At 52.9% G+C, this 20,456-nt stretch carries 14 protein-coding genes, 1 tRNA gene and 1 pseudogene; 10 read left to right on the forward strand and 6 right to left on the reverse strand.

From position 1 onward, the window contains the following. Position 1: 1 nt before the first annotated feature. Both BUB30_RS02955 and BUB30_RS02960 read right to left on the reverse strand, forming a co-directional pair. Positions 2 to 646, reverse strand: a complete 645-nt coding sequence (locus BUB30_RS02955) for a DUF1684 domain-containing protein (RefSeq protein WP_084137866.1) — start codon at positions 644 to 646, stop codon at positions 2 to 4. Between the two features lie 13 nt (positions 647 to 659). Further along, complete coding sequence (locus BUB30_RS02960) at positions 660 to 1,457, reverse strand: M48 family metallopeptidase (protein WP_073130928.1); 798 nt, start codon at positions 1,455 to 1,457, stop codon at positions 660 to 662. Positions 1,458 to 1,629: 172 nt separating this feature from the next. Between BUB30_RS02960 and BUB30_RS02965 the strand changes: the two genes are divergently transcribed. The 8 genes and pseudogenes from BUB30_RS02965 (at position 1,630) to BUB30_RS03000 (ending at position 11,273) form a co-directional block, all read left to right on the forward strand. Then, the gene (locus BUB30_RS02965) at positions 1,630 to 2,244 is read left to right on the forward strand and encodes a fumarylacetoacetate hydrolase family protein (RefSeq protein WP_073130930.1); all 615 of its coding nucleotides are present in this window, start codon (positions 1,630 to 1,632) and stop codon (positions 2,242 to 2,244) included. Next, positions 2,231 to 4,159: a M23 family metallopeptidase gene (locus BUB30_RS02970; RefSeq protein ID WP_073134685.1), complete on the forward strand. Its 1,929-nt coding sequence runs from the start codon at positions 2,231 to 2,233 to the stop codon at positions 4,157 to 4,159. Before BUB30_RS02965 ends, BUB30_RS02970 begins: the two co-directional genes overlap by 14 nt. A gap of 5 nt (positions 4,160 to 4,164) precedes the next feature. Further along, positions 4,165 to 4,611, forward strand: a pseudogene (gene bcp / locus BUB30_RS02975) (thioredoxin-dependent thiol peroxidase); the annotation flags it as partial. 328 nt (positions 4,612 to 4,939) lie between these two features. Next, positions 4,940 to 5,788, forward strand: a complete 849-nt coding sequence (locus BUB30_RS02980) for a transketolase (RefSeq protein WP_073134687.1) — start codon at positions 4,940 to 4,942, stop codon at positions 5,786 to 5,788. Positions 5,789 to 5,909: 121 nt separating this feature from the next. Beyond that, the gene (locus tag BUB30_RS02985; protein WP_073130932.1) at positions 5,910 to 7,310 is read left to right on the forward strand and encodes a vWA domain-containing protein; all 1,401 of its coding nucleotides are present in this window, start codon (positions 5,910 to 5,912) and stop codon (positions 7,308 to 7,310) included. A 266-nt stretch (positions 7,311 to 7,576) separates the two neighbouring features. After that, positions 7,577 to 9,052, forward strand: a complete 1,476-nt coding sequence (gene cls, locus BUB30_RS02990) for a cardiolipin synthase (protein WP_073130933.1) — start codon at positions 7,577 to 7,579, stop codon at positions 9,050 to 9,052. A 113-nt stretch (positions 9,053 to 9,165) separates the two neighbouring features. Then, the gene (locus BUB30_RS02995) at positions 9,166 to 10,119 is read left to right on the forward strand and encodes a transketolase family protein (RefSeq protein WP_073130934.1); all 954 of its coding nucleotides are present in this window, start codon (positions 9,166 to 9,168) and stop codon (positions 10,117 to 10,119) included. A gap of 302 nt (positions 10,120 to 10,421) precedes the next feature. After that, positions 10,422 to 11,273: an MBL fold metallo-hydrolase gene (locus BUB30_RS03000; RefSeq protein ID WP_221408658.1), complete on the forward strand. Its 852-nt coding sequence runs from the start codon at positions 10,422 to 10,424 to the stop codon at positions 11,271 to 11,273. A 797-nt stretch (positions 11,274 to 12,070) separates the two neighbouring features. Here the strand turns inward: BUB30_RS03000 and BUB30_RS03005 are convergent. Beyond that, a complete protein-coding gene (locus tag BUB30_RS03005; RefSeq protein ID WP_073130936.1) occupies positions 12,071 to 13,285 on the reverse strand; it encodes an alkaline phosphatase family protein in 1,215 nt (404 codons plus the stop codon). 117 nt (positions 13,286 to 13,402) lie between these two features. Next, on the reverse strand, positions 13,403 to 13,645 hold the full coding sequence (locus tag BUB30_RS03010; protein WP_073130938.1) for a hypothetical protein: 243 nt from the start codon (positions 13,643 to 13,645) through the stop codon (positions 13,403 to 13,405). A 506-nt stretch (positions 13,646 to 14,151) separates the two neighbouring features. Between BUB30_RS03010 and BUB30_RS03015 the strand changes: the two genes are divergently transcribed. Then, positions 14,152 to 14,225: transfer RNA gene (locus BUB30_RS03015), tRNA-Asp, on the forward strand. A 1,287-nt stretch (positions 14,226 to 15,512) separates the two neighbouring features. Next, on the forward strand, positions 15,513 to 16,241 hold the full coding sequence (locus tag BUB30_RS34770; RefSeq protein WP_143164740.1) for a hypothetical protein: 729 nt from the start codon (positions 15,513 to 15,515) through the stop codon (positions 16,239 to 16,241). A gap of 300 nt (positions 16,242 to 16,541) precedes the next feature. On the opposite strand, the gene BUB30_RS03030 is transcribed toward BUB30_RS34770, so the two are convergent. Together BUB30_RS03030 and BUB30_RS03035 are read right to left on the reverse strand one after the other, a co-directional pair. Further along, positions 16,542 to 18,938, reverse strand: coding sequence for an ABC transporter permease (locus BUB30_RS03030; RefSeq protein WP_073130944.1), 2,397 nt, complete (start codon positions 18,936 to 18,938; stop codon positions 16,542 to 16,544). A 160-nt stretch (positions 18,939 to 19,098) separates the two neighbouring features. Beyond that, positions 19,099 to 20,373 carry a hypothetical protein gene (locus BUB30_RS03035; protein ID WP_221408659.1) on the reverse strand — a complete coding sequence of 425 codons (1,275 nt, stop codon included), beginning with the start codon at positions 20,371 to 20,373 and terminating at the stop codon, positions 19,099 to 19,101. Between the last annotated feature and the right edge of the window lie 83 nt (positions 20,374 to 20,456).

The following is a 20,456-nucleotide window of genomic DNA, read 5'->3' on the forward strand; positions in this document are numbered from 1 at the left end:
TTTAGTGTGACGTTTCTTTGAATCGCTTCTCTCCTGCTCTCACCTCCACCGGCAGATTATTGGCGGCCGGCGGAATGGGACACGAAAACCTGGGGCTGTAGCTACACGAAGGATTGTAGCATAAATTGAAGTCCACGATCACTTCCTCTGCTTTTGGTATTTTGAAATCGATATACCGGCCTACGTCGTAGGTCTCTTCTCCGTTGGTATCGTCCGTGAAGGGGATGAACAGGTAATCGGCAAACTCCTCGCGCTGCGACAGCACCGGATTCTGGTATACTTCCAAAACATAATCTTTTCCCTGCAGCACAAAATGCACCTCGCCATACTTCAGGTATTCGGGCTGGCGCGTGGTGGTGGTTTGCATTTTGAAGAGCACAGGGTTCTCGGTTCGCACGAAGGTGGCCTTCACGCGATAGCTGAGATCGATGGGGTAATATTTCAGTCCTTTGAAATGTTTCCGGTCGCGTTTCTCCAGGGGTGAGGCATCGGGGTCGCGGAATTCCTTTTCTTGTTTTTGACGATGCTCGTTGATCTCGCGGACGGCGTCATCGTCGGTTTGGGCTGCGCTATAAAAAAATGCCAGGGTCAGGAGGACTAACACTCCTAACCTTGGCATCATTGATCTCCTTAACGAAAGGGTCATGACGGAACGGTTTCTATTTCTTCTTGTAGGTCAGTGCTTCGGGAATCCAGCCCTTCAGATCCTGGATGCGGGTGGCATGCGAGGGGTGAGTGGAGAGGAATTCCATGGGTTCGGAACCACCGCTCATGGAGGCCATGCGTTCCCAGAAAACAGGGGCCTGGTTCGGATCGTAGCCGGCCATGGTCATGAAGATGAGGCCGATGTGGTCGGCTTCGGATTCCTGGTCGCGGCTATACTTCAAGATCCCCAGGTTGGTGCCGGCGCCAACGGCCTGCATCAGCAGGTTCTGGCCGGCCGTGGGGTTTTGTCCAATCAACTCACCGAGCGTGGCCAGGCCATATTGGGCGACCATCTGCTGGCTCATCCGTTCGCGGCCGTGGTTGGCAATCGCATGGGCCACTTCGTGACCCATTACAATGGCGACACCGGTTTCGTCTTTGCAAACCGGCATGATGCCGGTGTAGAAGGCCACCTTGCCACCGGGCATACACCAGGCGTTCACGGTCTTGGGGTCGTCGATGAGGTTAAATTCCCAGGCAAAGCCCGAAAGTTCGGAGGAGAGGCCTTTACTGGCCATGTACTCTTCTACGGCTTTTTCTATTTTAGCACCGACCTTTTTGACCATTTGGGTCTGTTCCTGGTTGGTGGAGAGAGGTCCTTTCTTGATCACTTCGGCATACTGTTGCTGCGACATCGGGATAACTTCCGCATTGGAAACGAGGCTAAGTTGCTTGCGTCCTGTCACCGCTACGGAGGCGCAGGCATAAATAACCAAACCGGTAATAGAAAAGATGAATAGCTTCTTTAGCATATGACTTATTTTTGGGTAAAAATACAAATCCGGGCGAGGATTGTTTCATAGATTTGCTGGAATCCAGTTCATTTTCGCCCGGTGAGCGGAGTAGTTTGTACACACATCATGCCATCACACGAAACGCGCAAAGCCCAGATTGACAACCCAGCCTTAACCAAAATCGTAACCCATGAGAATCTTCGCCATCGGCAGAAATTATGCAGAGCACATCAAGGAATTGAACAATGAAAGGCCCGACGAGCCCGTTATCTTTACCAAACCCGACACCGCCATCTTGCGCGACAATGCGCCCTTTTACTATCCCGACTTTTCAAAGGACATCCACCACGAAGTGGAATTAGTGCTACGGGTGAGTAAAGAAGGCAAGAACATTGAGGAGAAATTTGCCCAAAAATACTACGATGCCATTGGCCTCGGAATCGATTTCACAGCACGGGATTTGCAGCAGAAGGCAAAAGAGAAAGGCTTGCCGTGGGATATCGCCAAGGGCTTTAACGGGTCCGCGCCGTTGGGGAACAGCTTCAAGCCCATCGCCGAGTTCAAAGACCTGAAGAACATCAACTTCAGTTTGAAGGTGGACGGAGAAATAAAGCAACAAGGGAACACAAGTCTTATGCTTTTTAGTTTTGATTATATAATTTCGTACTTATCCAGATTTTTTACGCTGCGGACTGGCGATTTGATTTTTACGGGCACGCCAAAAGGTGTTGGCCCTGTCAAGGTTGGGAATGTGTTATCAGCTTACATGGAAGATGAAAAACTTTTGGAATTTGAAGTCAGGTAGCGTCGCTGCAATACTTTTAGCGACCACCCCATTTTTTGCCTCTGCCCAATTTAGCAAGCCGGTGGAAAAATTCCCGGCCGACGGAGAGCGGTACCTCTATCCCATTTACCCGGGTCAACCCGGCTCCCTGGCCGGCACGATGGGTGAATTGCGGACCACCCACTTCCACTCGGGCATCGACATCCGCACCGACAACCGGATCGGCCTGCCCGTGCGGGCCTCGAAAAGTGGCTACATTTCGCGCATCGCCGTGACCTCGACGGGCTATGGCAACGTGATCTATATCACCCACCCCGACGGCTACACCACCCTCTATGCCCACCTGGACAAATTCCTGGGTCCCGTGGCCGAGCATGTTCGGAAGGAACAGTACACCCAAAAGACCGGCGAGATCGACCTCACCTTTACGGAGGACCAATTCCGCGTGAGACAAGGCGACACCATCGCCCTCTCCGGAAACTCCGGAGGCTCCAGCGGCCCGCACTTGCATTTCGACATCCGCGATCCACAGAATTTTGCCGTCGACCCCTTGAAGGTGGCCGGGTTTGCCGAACTGGTGGACAAGTTTCCGCCCTCCGCTGAAAAGATCGCCCTGCGCACCCTCGACATCAACTCCCGCATCAACGACCGCTTTGGCCGTTTTGAGTTTTATGCACAGCGCGTGGGCAACAACTACGTGATCACCTCGCCCATCCTGGCCCATGGCAACATCGGCGTGGAACTGGTAGCCAAAGACAAACTGGCCAACCAAAGCCCGTTCTTTGGCGGCGTGAATTATATCGAAATGAGTGTCGACAGCCAGCTCGTTTTCAGCCAGGCCATCGACAAGGTGAACGTGGCCGAGCCACGGGCCATCTATACGCTCATGGACTTCAAGACCATGCGCAACAAAGGCACGCGTTTCTACAAACTCTATATTGATGATGGCAACGATCTCCAGTATTATGGAGCCTCGCCCGGACGCGGCATGATCAAAGTGGATTCATTAAAAGAATCCAACATTGTTATTCGCATGAAAGACAGCGACGGAAACGCCAGCAAGGTGAACTTCCGCTTGAGGCCATCGCCTCTTACCAAAAATGTGATTTCGCTCGAGAGCTACCCCTCTACCGAGTTGGCTTACGACATTACGGAAAACACCATGCTGGTGGTGGCCCAGCCTTGTGCTGCATCGGGCAACAAAGCCAGCGTGTATACGAAGGGCAACCTGCAGGAACTCGAGCCGGCCTATTTCAATGCCAACCGCGCGGTCTACCTGTTCGACCTGCGCAAGGGCCTCCCCGACTCCATTGGCGTGTGTCAGAAAATGATCGCACCAAAGATCAACGCGACCATTCCTTCGGCGACGGAGTACAAATACTATGGCGACCTGTTCGACATCGAATTTCCGCTGAACGCCCTGTATGACACTCTCTATTTGAACACGGACTATTCAAAAGAACCCGGCGATCAGGAGCTGTTCACCATCGGCACGCGCACCGTGCCTCTGAACAAGAGCATCAACGTGTCGCTAAAAACACAACGCGTGTACCCCGACCAGAAAAATGTCGGAGTGTATCGCACCGCCGGAAAATCCTATACTTACCTGGGAGGCGAGTGGGTGAATGGTCGCATGAATTTTAGCACCCGCGAGTTTGGTGAATTCACCATTTTGAAAGATATAGAGCCTCCATCCATCCGGGTGGTGTCGGTCAATGGCCAGGGCGCGCGCTTCAAGATCAAGGACACCCTTTCGGGGATCGATAAATTTGAAGCCTACATCAATGGTCAATGGCTGTTGATGGACTACGACGCCAAATCGTCGACCATCTGGTCGGAACGCCTTGACAACAAGGTGCCGTTGAAGGGGATGCTGGAGCTGCAGGTAACGGACAACGCCGGAAACACCTCTACCTACAGACACAAAATCCTCTAAACCCTATGACCCTAAAAATCGGTGACAAAGCCCCCGCCTTCTCGGCAAAAGACCAGGATGGCAAAGACGTAAAACTTTCGGACTTCAAGGGCAAAAAACTGGTGCTCTATTTCTATCCCAAAGACATGACCCCCGGCTGCACGGCGGAAGCCTGCGACCTGCGCGACAACTACAACGTGTTGTTGAAGCGAGGCTATGAGGTGCTGGGCGTGAGCACCGACACCGAAAAGATGCACCAGAAATTTATCGCCAAGGAAAAACTCCCCTTCCGTCTGTTGGCCGATCCCGAGAAGACCGTGCACGATGCTTATGGCACCTGGGTCGAGAAATCCATGTATGGCCGCAAGTATATGGGCACCGCCCGCGTCACGTTCATCATCAACGAGGCCGGCGTCATCGAAGACCTCATCGAAAAGGTCGACACAAAAAATCACACCAGCCAGATCCTGAAAACCAACGGCGCCTCCGCCGCCCCGGCCAAAAAAGCTGCGACAAAGAAGGCTGCTCCCGCAAAGAAAGTTGTTGCTGCGAAGAAGGCTTCGCCGGCTAAGAAGACAGCAGCCAAGAAGAAATAAGGGAAACGTTTCCCTTTAACTTTTGCCATCCGTAAATCACTGATCCCCCTCGTTTTGCGACAAGTCATCGCTTGTGTTCGCGAACATCGGCGTGATTATAATGGCCTCAAAACAGACGGCCAAAATTTACAAAGTATTCTTCTTCTGCCATTTGGTGGGGGTTATCGCGTGCGGTATATTCGCAGCCAAAACATGTGAAAAACCCATGAGCCAAGCCGACATCCCACAACTGAAAAAAATTGCTTCCCAGGTCCGCAGAGATATTGTTCGCATGGTGCACGCCTGCCAGTCAGGTCACCCCGGCGGTTCGTTGGGCTGCACCGATTTCTTCGTGGCCTTGTATTTTCACATCCTGAAACACGATCCCAAATTCAACATGGCCGGCAACGGTGAGGACCTTTTCTTCCTCTCCAACGGCCACATATCGCCGGTGTGGTACTCCACCCTGGCCCGCTCCGGCTACTTCGACATAAAAGAGCTGGCCACCTTCCGCAAGCTGGATTCCAGGTTGCAAGGCCACCCCGCTACCCATGAACATTTGCCCGGCATCCGCATCGCGTCAGGCTCCCTGGGACAGGGACTCTCTGTAGCCCTGGGTGCAGCCCAAGCCAAGAAACTGAGCAACGACGACCGCTTCGTTTTCGTCCTCATGGGCGACGGCGAATTGCAGGAAGGCCAGGTATGGGAAGCTGCCATGTATGCAGCCCACAACAAAATGGACAACGTCATCGCCTCCATCGACTACAATGGCCAGCAAATCGACGGCCCTGTGAATAAGATCCTCAACTTGCTGGACCTCAAGGCCAAGTGGGAAGCGTTTGGCTGGGAAGTGATCGACAGCAACGGCAACAACATGGAAGAGATCGTGAAGACCCTGGAGTATGCCAAGACCCAAGCCAAAAAAGGCAAGCCCGTCCTCAACCTCATGAAGACCGAAATGGGCTTCGGTGTAGACTACATGGTTGGCTCCCACAAATGGCACGGCGTAGCCCCCAACGATGAAGAACTCGCCAAAGCCCTCGCCCAACTCGAACAAACCCTCGGCGACTACTAAACAAACGTTGCGTCTCCTTTGCGCCTCTGCGCCTCTGCGGTAAAATAACCCAAGGCGCAGAGGCGTTATACTTTTACGACCACCCCAACCAACCCTCACGGCATATCCTTACCTTAACCGCATGGAATTGAAGTTCCCCCCATCGTTGCTCCGCGTTTCACTGCTGATGCTCCTGTTCGCCCTTTCGCAAGGCGCCTTCGCCCAAACCAAGGTGGTGCAGAAGCTCCCCGACAAAACCCGCATCCTTTTCCTGCTCGACGCCTCCGGAAGCATGCTGGACCAATGGGAACGCCCCAACCAAACCCGCTGGAGTGTAGCCAAATCCATCCTCACACACATCGTGGATTCGCTGGGGAAGAACACGAAACTGGAGCTGGCCTTGCGCGTGTATGGCCACCGTTCGCCGCAGGAAATAAAGAATTGCAAAGACACGTGGCTCGAAGTCCCGTTCAGCTCAAAGAGCGCTTCGCTCATCATCGACAAACTCAAAGAGATCAAGCCGAAAGGCGTCACCCCCATCACCTACTCGCTGGAGCAATCGGCCAACGATTTTCCCGCAGGACCCGGCTATCGCAACATCGTGATTCTGATCACCGACGGCATCGAGTCGTGTGGTGGTGACTTGTGCGCGATGTCGCGGGCCATGCAAAAACGGGGTGTATTTCTGAGACCGTATATCATCGGGTTGGGGCTGCGCTCCGAGAAAACGCTGGAGTGCGCCGGTCGCTACATCGATGCCGACACGCCGGGAAAATTCAGCAATGTTCTGAACGAAGCCATCGAAACGAGCTTTGCCAAGACCACCGTGAGCATCGAGCTGCTGGACGCCAGTGGCAAGCCGCTGGAGACCAACGTGAACGTATCGTTTGTGAACGCTCAAACCGGCTCGCCCATGTTTGACTTTGTGCACTATCTCGACCGGCAAGGCCGGCCCGACACCGTGCAGATCGATCCCATCGTGGACTATGACCTGGTGGTGAATACGATCCCGGCCGTGGTGAAGCGGGGCATTGCGCTCGAACCCGGCAAACACAACGTGATCCGCATCCCCGCGCCGCAGGGAAACCTGCTCATCAAACAAGAAGGCCGGAGAGACAACAGCCTGCAATCCATCGTGCGCGAAAAGGGCAAGGTCGAGATCATCAACACGCAACAAAGCAACGAGACCTTCCGCTACCTCACGGGAAAATATGAAGTGGAAACCCTCACGTTGCCACGCCGCATCTTTACCATCGACATTCAACCCAACAAGACGGAGAACATCCTGGTGCCCGCGCCGGGCGTGGTGAACTTTAACACTACGGCTACCGGCTACGGCAGCCTCTATACCTTGGCCGATGACGGAACACAGCAGTGGGTATGCAACCTCAACGAACTCAAGCCACAGTTTTCGCTGACGCTGTTGCCGGGGCAATACAAGATCGTTTTCCGGGTGAAGCAGACCACGGGAAGCAAGTATACGGGATTTAAAAAATTCGGTGTACGTTCCGGGGAGACGGTGTCCGTGAACGTGTTCAAGTGAGGCGTTCGTGTTAGTCCAGTGCGCCCAACACCAGCCAGGGCAACACGGCGATGATCAGTGCGACGATGAACCACCACCACAGTTTGCGGTTGGTTTGAGATGCTTGTTGAACGCCTTCTTTGGCCATGATGGAAACGAATGTTTAAACCTTTTTACGCAACGGGCGCGGTCGGGGTTGATGACCCGGAAGGCAAAGGCCGGTGTTTAACAAATCATTAACAAGATGCTGGCATTCCTTGTTGAAATGCCGTTATCTTCACCCCGTGATGAGCCCTGTAATTGAACTTTGGGAGTGGACCTTCGGCCTGCTAAAGAGCTGGTATTGGCTGCCCCTACTCCTGGCCTACATCGGCGTGATCATTTCCATTCTGCTGGACAATCGAAACCCCATCAAGTCCGTGGCCTACATCATGTTGCTGGTCTTCCTGCCGGGCCTGGGATTGGTCGTGTATTATTTCTTTGGCAGGGACCTGCGAAAGCAACGCATCTTCAACCTGAAAGGCGCCGGTGCCATGCCGTTGATGGAGCGATTCTGGAATACCAACCTGCACGAATTTGAAAGAAGGTTTGAACGCGCGGAAGAAAAATTCGGAGGCCTCGTTGCCGCCTCACGATTGGTCTTCAACCTGCACCAGACCGTGCTCACCGAAAACAATCACTTCGAACTGCTCATCAATGGCGAACAAAAATTCCCCAGCGTATATGCCGCGCTGGAAGAAGCCGAGCATCACATCCACATCGAATACTACATCTTCACCTACGACGACGTCGGGCGAAAAGTGGTGGACATCCTCATGCGCAAAGCCAAGCAAGGTGTGGAGGTTCGCCTGGTCATCGACGACATGGGTTCCAAGAACAACAAGCGCATGGTGCGCCGCCTGAAACGCGCCGGCATCGATGTGTACCGGTTCATGCCCGTCACGTTCCCCTTCGCCGCCCAGGCCAACTACCGGAACCACCGAAAGATCATTGTGGTGGATGGTAAGGTCGGCTTTGTCGGGGGGATCAACATGGACGACCGTTACCTGAACAATGGGAAATACAAACTCTTCTGGCGCGATACGCATCTCAAGGTGGAAGGCCCCATGGTGAACCTGCTGCAGTTCCAATTTTTGTTGAGCTGGCACTTCACGGCGAAGAAGAACTTCGACTTGAAGCCGCCCTACTTCGAGAACACCGGCCCCGCCAAAGGCCGCTCCCCCGCCACGCTGATCGCGAGCGGCCCCGACTCGCCACGACCGTATTGCATGGAAGCCATCCTGACCGCCATTAACCGGGCATCCAAGATCATCCGCATCACCACGCCCTACTTCATCCCTTCCGACCAACTCACCACCGCCCTGCTCATGGCCGTGGGCAACGGCGTGGAAGTGGAGTTGATGCTGCCGGGCAAAACGGACTCCTACATCGTGCAGCATGCCTCCTTCTCCTACCTGACGCCCCTGCTGCGGGCCGGCGTGAGAGTGTTTCTCTACGAAAGAGGATTCATCCATGCCAAGAGCATCACCGTCGATCACCAACTGGCCATCGTGGGAACGGTGAACATGGACACCCGCAGTTTCTACATCAACTTCGAACTGGCAGCGCTGGCCTATGACGAGGCGTTGTGCAAGGCGCTGGACGACGCCTTCGAGGACGACCTCCAGTATTCGCGCGAACTGAACTATCACATCTGGGGAACCCGCCACATCGTCCGCCGCGTCACGGAGTCGGTTTGCCGGTTGCTGACGCCCTTGCTTTAGGGTGATTATTTGTGAAAAAGCCTATGGGAAGAGTCCAAAACTTTTGCGACTTTCGCAACGCTCAACTGAGAGCTTTAAACCCATTGATTTACTTTTAAACGCATTCCTACCGCATGACCAAGTTCACCTTCACCGAAAAGAAAGATACCCGCTCCGGCTTTGGCGTGGGCCTGCATGAATTGGGACAAAACAACAACAAAGTCGTTGCCCTCTGCGCCGACCTGACCGGCTCGCTGAAGATGGATGCGTTCAAGAAAGATTTCCCCGAAAGATTCTACCAGGTAGGCATCGCGGAGGCCAACATGATGGGCCTCGCCGCCGGCATGAGCATCAGCGGAAAGATCCCCTTCACCGGCACGTTTGCGAACTTTTCGACCGGCCGCGTATACGACCAAATCCGCCAATCAATCGCTTACTCAGGTAAAAATGTTAAGATTTGCGCCTCCCACGCGGGTTTGACCCTCGGTGAGGACGGAGCCACCCACCAGATCCTGGAAGACATCGGCATGATGAAAATGCTGCCCGGCATGACCGTGATCGTACCCTGCGATTATGCTCAAACCAAGGCCGCCACGATTGCCCTGGGCAACCACGTAGGCCCGACCTACCTGCGCTTTGGCCGCCCCAGCTGGCCCATTTTCACCACCGACCGCCCCTTCATCATCGGCAAAGCCGACAAGATGATCGAAGGCAAGGACGTGACCATCTTCGCTTGCGGCCACCTCGTGTGGAACGCCATCGAAGCCGAAGCCGTACTGGCCGCCAAAGGCATCAGCGTAGAACTGATCAATATTCACACCATCAAGCCCCTTGATGTTGAAGCCGTGCTGGCCTCTGTAGAAAAAACACGCTGCGTCGTCACGTGCGAAGAGCACCAAATGAACGGCGGCCTCGGCGACGCCATCGCCCAAGTCCTGGCCCGCACTAACCCAACGCCGCTCGAAATGGTAGCCGTGAACGACTCCTTCGGCGAAAGCGGAACCCCCACCCAACTCCTCAAAAAATACGGCCTTGGCCCCGAGAACATCGTAGCCGCCGTTGAAAAGGTGTTGAAGCGTAAAAAGTAAAACCCATCACGGTTGTTGGTGTCCCACCAACAACCTTCATTCAGCATTCACCGTGTTGACAGTAAAGACAGCCGCTCTGTCCTTCCTGTCTGATGCAACGCCGTTGTTGGTGTTCTTCACCAACAACCCATTCGGCATCGCTACACGGAAAAACAAACACCCGCTCTGATTCCCTCATGCATTACACCGTAGACAACATCGCTACGGAATTCTATCGACCACCAAAAAATTCCATCCAACATCGCCGCAGTCAACGAAACCCGGCGTCACGTTCGCGAGTTTAAATTCCTAGTTTTATCACTATGAACAGACGAACCTTTCTACAAAGTGCCTCTGCCCTTTCCGGTATCCTCACGATACCCTCCCGGGCATGGGCCAAGAAATCTCCTATGAAAATTCACTTCCTCCGACACGCCACCTTCCTGCTGGAAGCCGATGGCGTAACGCTCCTCATCGATCCCATGCTCAGCCCCAAGGACGCCATGGACCCGGTAGCCAACGCCGCTACCACCAATCGCATCCCCATGGTGGACCTCCCGATCAACGAAGCATCACTAAAAGACAAATTGGCAAAAATCGACGCCGTAATCGTCACCCACACTCACCGCGATCACTGGGACGCTCGCGCCAAAGAACTCCTTGCCAAAGACATTTCCCTCATCTGCCAGCCATCCGATAAAGACGCGCTGACCACCGCAGGCTTCACCAATCTCCTGCCTGTGGAAGACACCATCGAATTCAAAGGACTCAAGATCCATCGCACCGGCGGCCAACACGGCACTGGGGAGATTGGCCAAAAGATGGGAAAGGTATCCGGCTTTGTGATCGAACAAAACGGTCATCGCCTCTACGTCGCCGGCGACACCATTTGGTGTGATGAAGTAGCCGATGCTTTGAAGAAACACGCCCCGGATTTCATTGTTGTCAACGCCGGTGCTGCACAGTTTCTCCAAGGTGGCCCGATCACGATGAGTGGCGACGATGTAGCCACCGTATGCGGCGCCCTCCCCTCGGCAAAAGTGATTGCCGTTCATATGGATACTGTGAATCACTGTCTCTTGAAACGCACCGACCTGCGAAGGATCCTGGAAGAAAAGAACCTCACGAAACGATGCGCCATCCCGAAAGATGGTGAAGTGCTGTCATTGATATAGTCTTTAGTATTGGGCAGTACTACCGGCTTTCCGACAAGCACGTCATTCCGCAGGCACGCATTGCCTCGATCTTCGCGTGTGGCCCAAGGAACCCCGTGGATGGCACGTTGGATCTGTGTGGTGATGAAGTGGTCGCGCAACTATCGGTGTTTGCCAGTGTTCGTTTTAGCTCGTGTGCAGGTTATCCACTTTCAGTGCTCTCGAAATTCGGGATGTCTTGGATTACTAGCGTAGGTTTTTAAAAAACGCGTGCCTGCGACATGACGAAGGACTGCCACGCGTTCTGAGAAGCACGTCATTCCGCAGGCACGCACGTCCTCGAGCTTCGCATGTGGCCCAAGGAATCCCGTGGATGGCACGTTGGATCTGTGTGGTGATAAAGTGGGCGCGCAACTATCGGTGTTTGCCAGTGTTCGTTTTAGCTCGTGTGCAGGTTATCCACTTTCAGTGCTCTCGAAATTCGGGATGTCTTGGATTACTGGCGTAGGTTTTAAAAAACGCGTGCCTGCGACATGACGAAGGACTGCCGCGCGTTCTGAAAAGCACGTCATTCCGCAGGCACGCACGTCCTCGAGCTTCGCATGTGGCCCAAGGAATCCCGTGGATGGCACGTTGGATCTGTGTGGTGATGAAGTAGGCGAGCGGCTATCGGTGTTTGCCGGTGTTCGTTTCAACCCGTGCGGAGGTTATCCAGGCTCAGTGCTCTCGAAATTCGGGATGTCTTGAACTACTGGCGTAGGTTTTTAAACAACTTGTGCCTGCGACATGACGAAGTACCGACAGGCTCGTCTACAGGTCTATTTCCTGATGACTTCCTTCAACACCTCTTCCTTCCCATCAATAAGCGACGTGACTTTCAATTCCAGCAACTTCGCAATGAATGGATATACATGAATGTTCTCAAACGGCGCAATGGTCTTCCCCCTCTTAATATGCGGCCCGCGGGCATAAAAGATCCCCCGCATTTCCTTGACCACCGACGGATCGAACCCATGCACTCCAAAATAAGGATTCCATTTCTGGCTGGGGTCGCGCGCCACGCGGATGTAGTGGCCGGGGTCCACCACGAGCAACAGGTCGCCGGCGCGGGGATGATCATAGTGCCATGACTTCGGGAGCATCTGGCGTTTATAGATCTTGTAGTTTTCCTCTTGTTTTTTCAACACGTCATAGAGCGAGTCGGGCTTGGAGGTGTACAGGTGGGCCTGGGTGCCACCGTTGGCGATGACCACGGACTTGTCGCTGATGTTGAACAACTTGCCGAGGGTGACATAGGTGGGTTCCTCTTCTTTGAGCTCTACCATGCCGTGGTCGGAGACGATGACCATGTCGACCGGGAGTTTCGTTTCATCGATGCCGCGCATGAGGGTGCCCAGGAGGCTATCGGCTTTCAGCACGGTGCGTTTCAGGGCTTCGGAATTGGGGCCGGTGTCGTGGCCTTCCGTGTCGACGAGAGAGAAATAGAGGGTGATGAAATGGGGGCGCTCCTGTTCGGGGAGCTTGAGCCATTCGAGGGTTTGCTGAACGCGTTTGTCGTTGGAAAACTTCTCGTCGTAGTTGAGATAATAGTCGGGCTTTTCGCCTTGAATGTCGGTCTCCGAGCCCACCCAGAAGCACGACGCCGATCGCACCCCCTGGCGTTTGGCCAGGATCCACAGCGGGGTGCCGCCATAGAAGGCCGGGTTTTGCACGACGGTCTTGTTGCTGATGGAGTATTTGATCTTGAGCTCGGGATCGTAGAACTGGTTGTCTACCAGGCCATGATGCCCCGGGTAGAGGCCTGTGACCAGGGTATAGTGATTGGGAAAGGTCTTGCTGGGGAAAGACGGGATCATCCCCTCGGCGGCGGTGCCTTCGCGGATAAACTTCTCAAAATTCGGAGGGTGAAAACGGCTTACGTAGTCGTAGCGAAACCCGTCGAAGGAAACGAGCACGACATAAGGTGATGCCGTGTGTTGGGCCAGTGAGAAGTGGGTGATGAAGAGGAGAAGAACAATGAGAATCCGGTTCATTCAAGCGTCTGGAGTATCGCGGAAATGTAGGAACAATTTTGGCAGCACCGGGCAAACCGGATGTAAAAAATATGGCGATTTTCGGCAGAAGGCTTCTACCCGATTCGTACCGTAGCCCTAGGGGTTCTCCGACAAAAAGTCGTCGAAGATCTTGGTCACCAACGGCACCAGGTCGTTCTCCGAACCCAACTCGTTGTTGATGTATTCATAGGGGTGATTGACCACGCTGGTCTTCGTGCGCTCCACGAACGAAAGCCACTCTTCCCGCACCATCTTCCGCTTCTGGTGCATCATCATGACCTTCACCGGTTCCAGGGCATTGTTCAGCTTGCGTCTTACCGTTTTGAGTTCTTGATCCATAGCGATTTACGGGCAGAACAGGGTTTGAAAGCGCCATGACACGCCACCGTTCGGGGGACCTGTTCCATCCCATTCGCGAAAGTCCTGCGAATTTCAGACAACGAAAACAAAATCGTATTATCAAAATATTATCCTACAACGAAGAGACATAACATACAATTGATGATCTCTAAACACAGGTCGGGTGAAGATTTTTGGAAAATAAAGAGAAATCGTTGGCACGGATTGCCAGTTCATACTGCTTCGGTTCGTTGGCTCCGGCCCCTAACGCTACCGTTGTGACATTCACTTGACCTCCCTTCTACCCTGCTGAGAGCACTTGAACGGGGCAGGGTTGAGGCTCTTTTTCGGGGTAAAACCATGACCGATCTTGCCGGGCGGGGTCTTGGGGACAAAATCTTTGGATCAACTTCCTTTAAAATTTTTCGTCGAAATTTTGGAGAAAAGAAACCCAAAGCTATCTTTGCACTCCCTTAAAGGACACACCCACACAAAAACAACAAATTGGTCCGGTAGTTCAGCTGGTTAGAATGCCTGCCTGTCACGCAGGAGGTCGCGGGTTCGAGTCCCGTCCGGACCGCTTAAGTGAGAAGTCACCTTGAAAAAGGCCTCTGGTAGACCCCAGAGGCCTTTTTTATTGCACTATTTTTCAAAAAGGTCCGTTTTGAGTCACTTTGAATGCGCTTGACAAAGCCACAATCAGGGTCATGAAAGTGGCTTGAACTCCAGTACACAAGGGCCGGTCGAGCCTGCACTTTTCCTTTAAATCCGCGGCTTCGCAGTCAACCGAAGACTTTCAGGTATTTCATAGGCATGCGCCTCACAGACCGACCGAACTTAAAGAGCGATCGTCAACTCCATTGTTGACAATGATCCACTGATTATTTAAATTGGTTAAGAAGGTTCCTTGCCCCTCCTGATCCCATCCGCCGCGAAATCTTCTTCAGAGGATGTGAATGATCGCATAGCCCACCTGGAATCCCGATCATGTGATTATTTGAAAGTCATTAATACATGCATGGCTCTGACGGACTATCCATTAAGCTTCCGCCAAGTCCATCGCGGCTACAGTTAAGGAGGGACATATTATGCAATATTCAGTCTTCGCTCATGGCACATCACTTCACATCGAATCGCTCGGAGCAATCGCCAGCTCTACCGTTGTGGGCTGGGGAACGGTTTTGCGGTTCAAGGCTCCAGTCGGCCGCCAGGTTGACGACTTGCCCCTGGTTTATGCCGACGTTGAGCTTGGCACTTGGTGCCACATCTCCATCCCCAGTACGCACGCAACCTTCGGCGCAAGGTCACCCCAACTTGAAAGTATCACCTTGCTGGTAGACACGACCCACTGCCATATCAGTGAGATTCATGTCTACGACGGCGTGGATTTTCTAGAAGCACTTGGAGGCCTAAAGGGTGACTACCTCCGGCTGCGCGATTCAAGGGACGTCAACCCTGAGATCGATCCTCCTTGGGGCACAGGGACCTATGATAATACCATGGCGCTTCGTCGTAGGCGTCGGCTTTTCTCAGCCGTCGGGATCTCCTTCTATGCGTGCGTACGCCACAACGACTTGATAGATAAGAACGGCATCTTAAGCGGGCCACCCTGGCCGGATTCCATTTTGACTTTTGCGGGCGCCGGGGCTCAGTTTTATGTGCCCGATCCTATTAGCCGGGAGACGGTCAAGGCTCAGCCTATAATTCAGATAATGCCACGCGACCACTAGGAGTTCGTGCGTTGTCTGACAAACGCCAAAGGCCTTTCAAAAATCCAACTGATCAGATCGAAGTCCTATTTGCAGTTTTTGGTTCTAGTGTTGGCTTTTGTATAGGGCCATCTTAACATCTTAACTTGACAAAAATTATGAAAACCTTATTAATCGTTGCCTGTTTCTCATTAGCACAAATAGCATATGGTCAATGTCCATTTGTAAAGGACGGAAGTACGCACTATTTAAACATAGGCAACGTCATAACAGCTGATGGTGTTAAGAAAGTATGTAAATGCAATCATACTGTTAAAGTTGGAGAAAAATGTAATTCTGCGGCTTGGGTTCCAGTAAATCAATCTCAATTACTGGAAGTGCCCCCAGCCCCCGCCCATCGCCCCGAAACCAATGAATATAATGATCCCAACGATACAACTCCATTAAATGGCGAAATAGATGTGCCTTTTACTAGTCCTTCATTGTGGGCCAGTTTAGAAGGCGGACGAATATTGGGCTGTACACCAAACTATGCTTTTCAATGGAAAGGGAGAAATGGAATCATGATCTATGCGACATTCGAAATAAATCGTTTGCAAGGAGCAACCTGCAAAATCTTCGCAAATTTCCAATACGAAGATGGTTCCCCAATAAAGGATGACCAGGATGGCAAATTTGACTCCAAGCAAGGAAATGTTGTTACCGGCAGCGAATTCACCCCGCGGTACGCGCAATCCAGATTTAGTAACTTTAGGCTGTTCATTCCGCTCGAAGAATTGGAAGTCTCAACGACTGCCGGAGCAGTTTCTTTAAAATTTTATCTATCCCTTGAAAGCGGGGAACGAGTATTGGCGACAACACCCGCTTATGAATTTATTTTAAAATAGCTGGAGGTTCACGCGTTTCATGCAATGCACCAAATTCAAAAGGATGATCGCATTTGAGGGAGCGAATGAGTCTTGAAATTTTCTAAATTTCTTGCTCTCTTCTGCCTTATAACTCAATGTCCAAATTCTTTGTACACAAGCCAGGAGGGAAATGAGTTGTCACAAATAACAGAATCACTTTTAATGTGGGGCTACGAAATATCCAAATCGAGCTAAGTTCTTTGACCTCACCGAGCCTGTGAACGTAACCAAGCAGCATAATTTTGGTGAAATCTGCAGTGGCAACCCCATCCCGATTTTTTACTCCGCCCTCAAAATCTTCGCCGGATTCACCAACGCCGCCTTGATCGCCTGCGCACTTATCGTCAGCACCGAAATCAACAACGGCACCACTAGCGCTATGCCCAGCACAATCCACCCCACATCCGTGTGATACGTAAACGTCTCCAACCACTCCCTCATCAACATCCACCCTACCGGCCCGGCAATCAGCACCGACACCAGCACGAGCTTTGAAAAATCCTTTGTAAGCAACACCACAATTCCGGCCACCGGTGCGCCCAGCACTTTGCGGATGCTGATCTCTTGCAGGCGTTGGCGGATCATGAAGGTGGAGAGACCAAACAGCCCGAGGCAAGCAATGAAAAACGACAGGCTGGCAAAAACATAGAACACGGTTTGCATCTTGCGTTCGGTGGCATATTGTTGTTCAAGCGAATCGTCAACAAACGCGTAGTGGAGCGGCACGTCCGCGACAAGCATGGTCCACACGGTTTGGAGGTGTTTTATGGCGTCTTGAATGTTGGCTGTCTTCACGCGGAGGGACATGCTGCTGCCGCTCTTGGCGTAGCCCATGAGCAGGGGTTGGACAGACATGTGGAGGTCTTCGAAGTGGAAGTCCCGGACCACGCCGATGACGTAGCGGATGTTATCGCCACCACCAAAAGGTTTGCCGAGGGCGTTTTCGGGTGTGCCCCAGCCGAGGTTTCGCACGGCGGCTTCATTGACGATGACGGCTTTTGATGAGTCGGCTGTGGCGCGTTGGAAGGCGCGGCCGGCTATGAAGTTCATTTTGTAGGTATCGAAGTAGTCGGGGTCTACGCTCATTTGGTAGATGCTCGTGGTCACTTCTTTGTCGTTGTTGTCGCGGGTGTTGATCCATCCGTTGCCGAGTCCTCCTACTACGGTGGCGTTGTGCAGGCTGGTTTGCTCGATGTAGGGGACGGAGAGCAGGGCATCGCGCAGGGTCTGATATTTCTTTTTCACGGCATCGTCACCGTTGAAGTCGACGGTGATCACGCCATGGCCTTCATAGCCCAGGGGCGTGCTGGCGATAAATTGCATTTGGCGGTTCACGGTGAGGATAGAAATGAGTAGCACGGTGGAGATGACGAACTGCACGATGACCAGTGCCTTGCGGAACGTTTGCCCTCCTTGGCTGCTAAAAAATTTACCGCGCAGGGCCGCCATGGGTTGGAACGACGACAGCACAATGGCCGGATAGATGCCCGACAGCAACGTGACGATCAGCACAAAAGCGCCCAATGCCAACAGGTTGGTGGCATCAAATGGCAAGTGATACGGTTGCCCCATCCACCACGAAAAGTACGGCAACACCACCTGTGCCAACGCGACACCCAGCACGACGGCCAGCAGCGTGGTGACAAACGTTTCGAGAAAGAACTGGCGCATCAGGTTTGCTTTGCTTGCCCCGGCCACCTTGCGCAGCGAGATCTCTTTCGCGCGGTTCACCGACGTGGCGGTGGTGAGGTTAATATAGTTGAAACAGGCGAGCAGCAACACGAGGATGGCCACGGCAATGAAGACGCGCACGGTCATCATGTCGCCGTTGTTGGCGGAGTCGTAGCGATGGTGGGAACGGAGGTGGATGTCCTGGATGGGTTGGAGAAAATATTGGTAAGACATTTTGTTGTCGGCCCAGTCCTTTTTTGAATGTTCGGCCACCACTTCATTGACCTTGCTCTCTACGGTCTTCCACTTCGACGGATCGTGGATCTCGATGTAGGTGTGGGGCCATCCTCCTACCCACTGGTTGTCGATATCGTTTTTCCAGTTCTTGAGGGCATAGGCATGCATGGTCACATAGGGAACCACGAAGTCGAACTGAATGTGCGAGTTGACCGGGGGATCTTCGGCGACGGCCGCCACCGTGTAGGGCTCGTCGTCCATCAGCACGGTCTTGTCGAGGGCATTTTCAACACTTCCGAAATAGGCAATGGCCTTCGAGCGCGTAAACACCACCTGGTCGGGTGTGCGCAGGAGTTGGTGCGTCGAGCCGCCGATGATGGGAAAATTGAAGAATGAGAAGAAGGTGGAGTCGGCAAAAATGCCCTGTTGTTCGAAGTGTACTTCTGTGTTGTAGCGGATTTTAAAGTTGGCCCGGAACACGCGGCAGGCGCTGGCGATGTCGGCAATTTCTTTGGGCAGGTGTGCCCCCAAGGCCACTCCCGAGGGTGCCTGGGAGAAGGTTTCGGCTTCACTCTTAAAGCGATTCCAGATGCGAAACTTGGCGTTGGCGTTCGGATGGAAATTATCGAAGGTCAGTTCTCGTTCGGCCCAGATGGCGATGACCAGGCAGGTGGCCAGGCCGATGGTGAGGCCCGTCACGTTGAGGAATGCCGGCACTTTGTTTTTGGCAAGGTGGCGCAAGGCAGTGGAGAAGATAGCTTTGAACATAGGTTTTGGATGGAATCAGTTACCGGTCCTTGTTTGAATATCGTGCCAGCCCGTGAAACGACAAAATCCGTGTATTCAGGGCGCTGTCTTGTTCGATGTTGCGTCGCTCATGTTCATTTCCGGGACGAGTGTTTATCCCCAACGAGCGGATCACTCCATCCTAATCCGACGCCCAAAGGGCCTTGATCGTTTCCTCTTGTGAATAGCCCACCGGGCATGATTTGCTTTTCTGATTCGCCCGATAGCTACCGAATGTCTCGTTCGGACAAGAAAGCATCCGGCACCCCGGCATCTCCAGGTGGCCATTGGGATCATTCTTTTTGATCCATTGATGGGCATACTTCAGCCATTGATTTCTATCGGCTTCGGGCTGCAAAGAGAACCAGGAGATCTCATCCCATCCCCAGATAAAGTGTGAGGCAGTATCGGCTACGTTGGTTTTGTCGCTTCTTCCAAAATTGTCGAATTCAACCAGGTAAGGCAGGCTTTTGGTTTGCCATCCGCTCGGCGAAAGGCATCCTTTACTTTTGTTGTAGAGCGCATCCAGGTGACCGGCTTCCAGTTTTCCTTCGTACGGTTTTTCCGGGATGGCTTTTATCCGTAGCGGAAAGGAATTAAAATCGATGAGGCTGACACCATCCTTGATCATATCGCCTTTCGGCACGTGGGCATCGAGCAACACCCAATGCCGGCGGGCGTGTTTCGCTGCATAGCGCCGGATGTCCGACAGCAGGGTGGCCCAGGCCTTCCGGTCCGGGTCGTTCATGCCCATCAGTTCCACTTGTCCCAGGTGAAAAGCCTCGCAGCCGATGTTGATGTAGGATGCGGCCAGGTAGTAGAACCACAGTTGGGTTTCCGGGCGGCTGATGTCGGGTACGCTACTCCCCTTTCTCCAATGGTCGACGCCTTTTCCAGCTGTGTTGAGCATGGATCGATATGAAAAATTACGCTCGACGACGGGCAACTGATGATCTTTAAAAACCCAGGACGGTATTTTCACATGATCCACATCTTCGGTTATGATTTCGAACAGGCACCCTTGGAAAATGATCTCGGGATCGGTGTGGTGCAGGGTGTCAATGATGGTGCGCGCCTTCTTCCAGAAGTTTGGATCATTCAAGAGACTTTCTTCTCCCCAGCGGTAGATGGCGCGGCCTATAAATTTGGCGCCGATGTTTTGGATCATGCGCAGGTCATCGTCGTGATAGGGATAGACCCGTTTGCCTTCGGGTTTTTCGGGCACGAGGAAAAACGCCATGGTGATGGATTTGTCGAGGTAATTTTCGAGGACTTCCCTGGAGATGCCTTTTTCATCAAAGTAATAGGATCTTCGTACAGAGTTTGATACAGCGGAAATAAAGACCATGGTGATCAAAGCCAATCCAACCAGGTGCTGGCATCGAACCACCCCTTCCTTCCTAACGATTTGTTTCATCTGTTCCAATTTTAAGGTTACGATAGCATAAAAATCAACTCGTGACCTTAAAGGTATGTCCGTGCAATTAATAAGAAGTTAAT

Source organism: Chryseolinea serpens (assembly GCF_900129725.1).
Lineage (GTDB): Bacteria > Bacteroidota > Bacteroidia > Cytophagales > Cyclobacteriaceae > Chryseolinea > Chryseolinea serpens.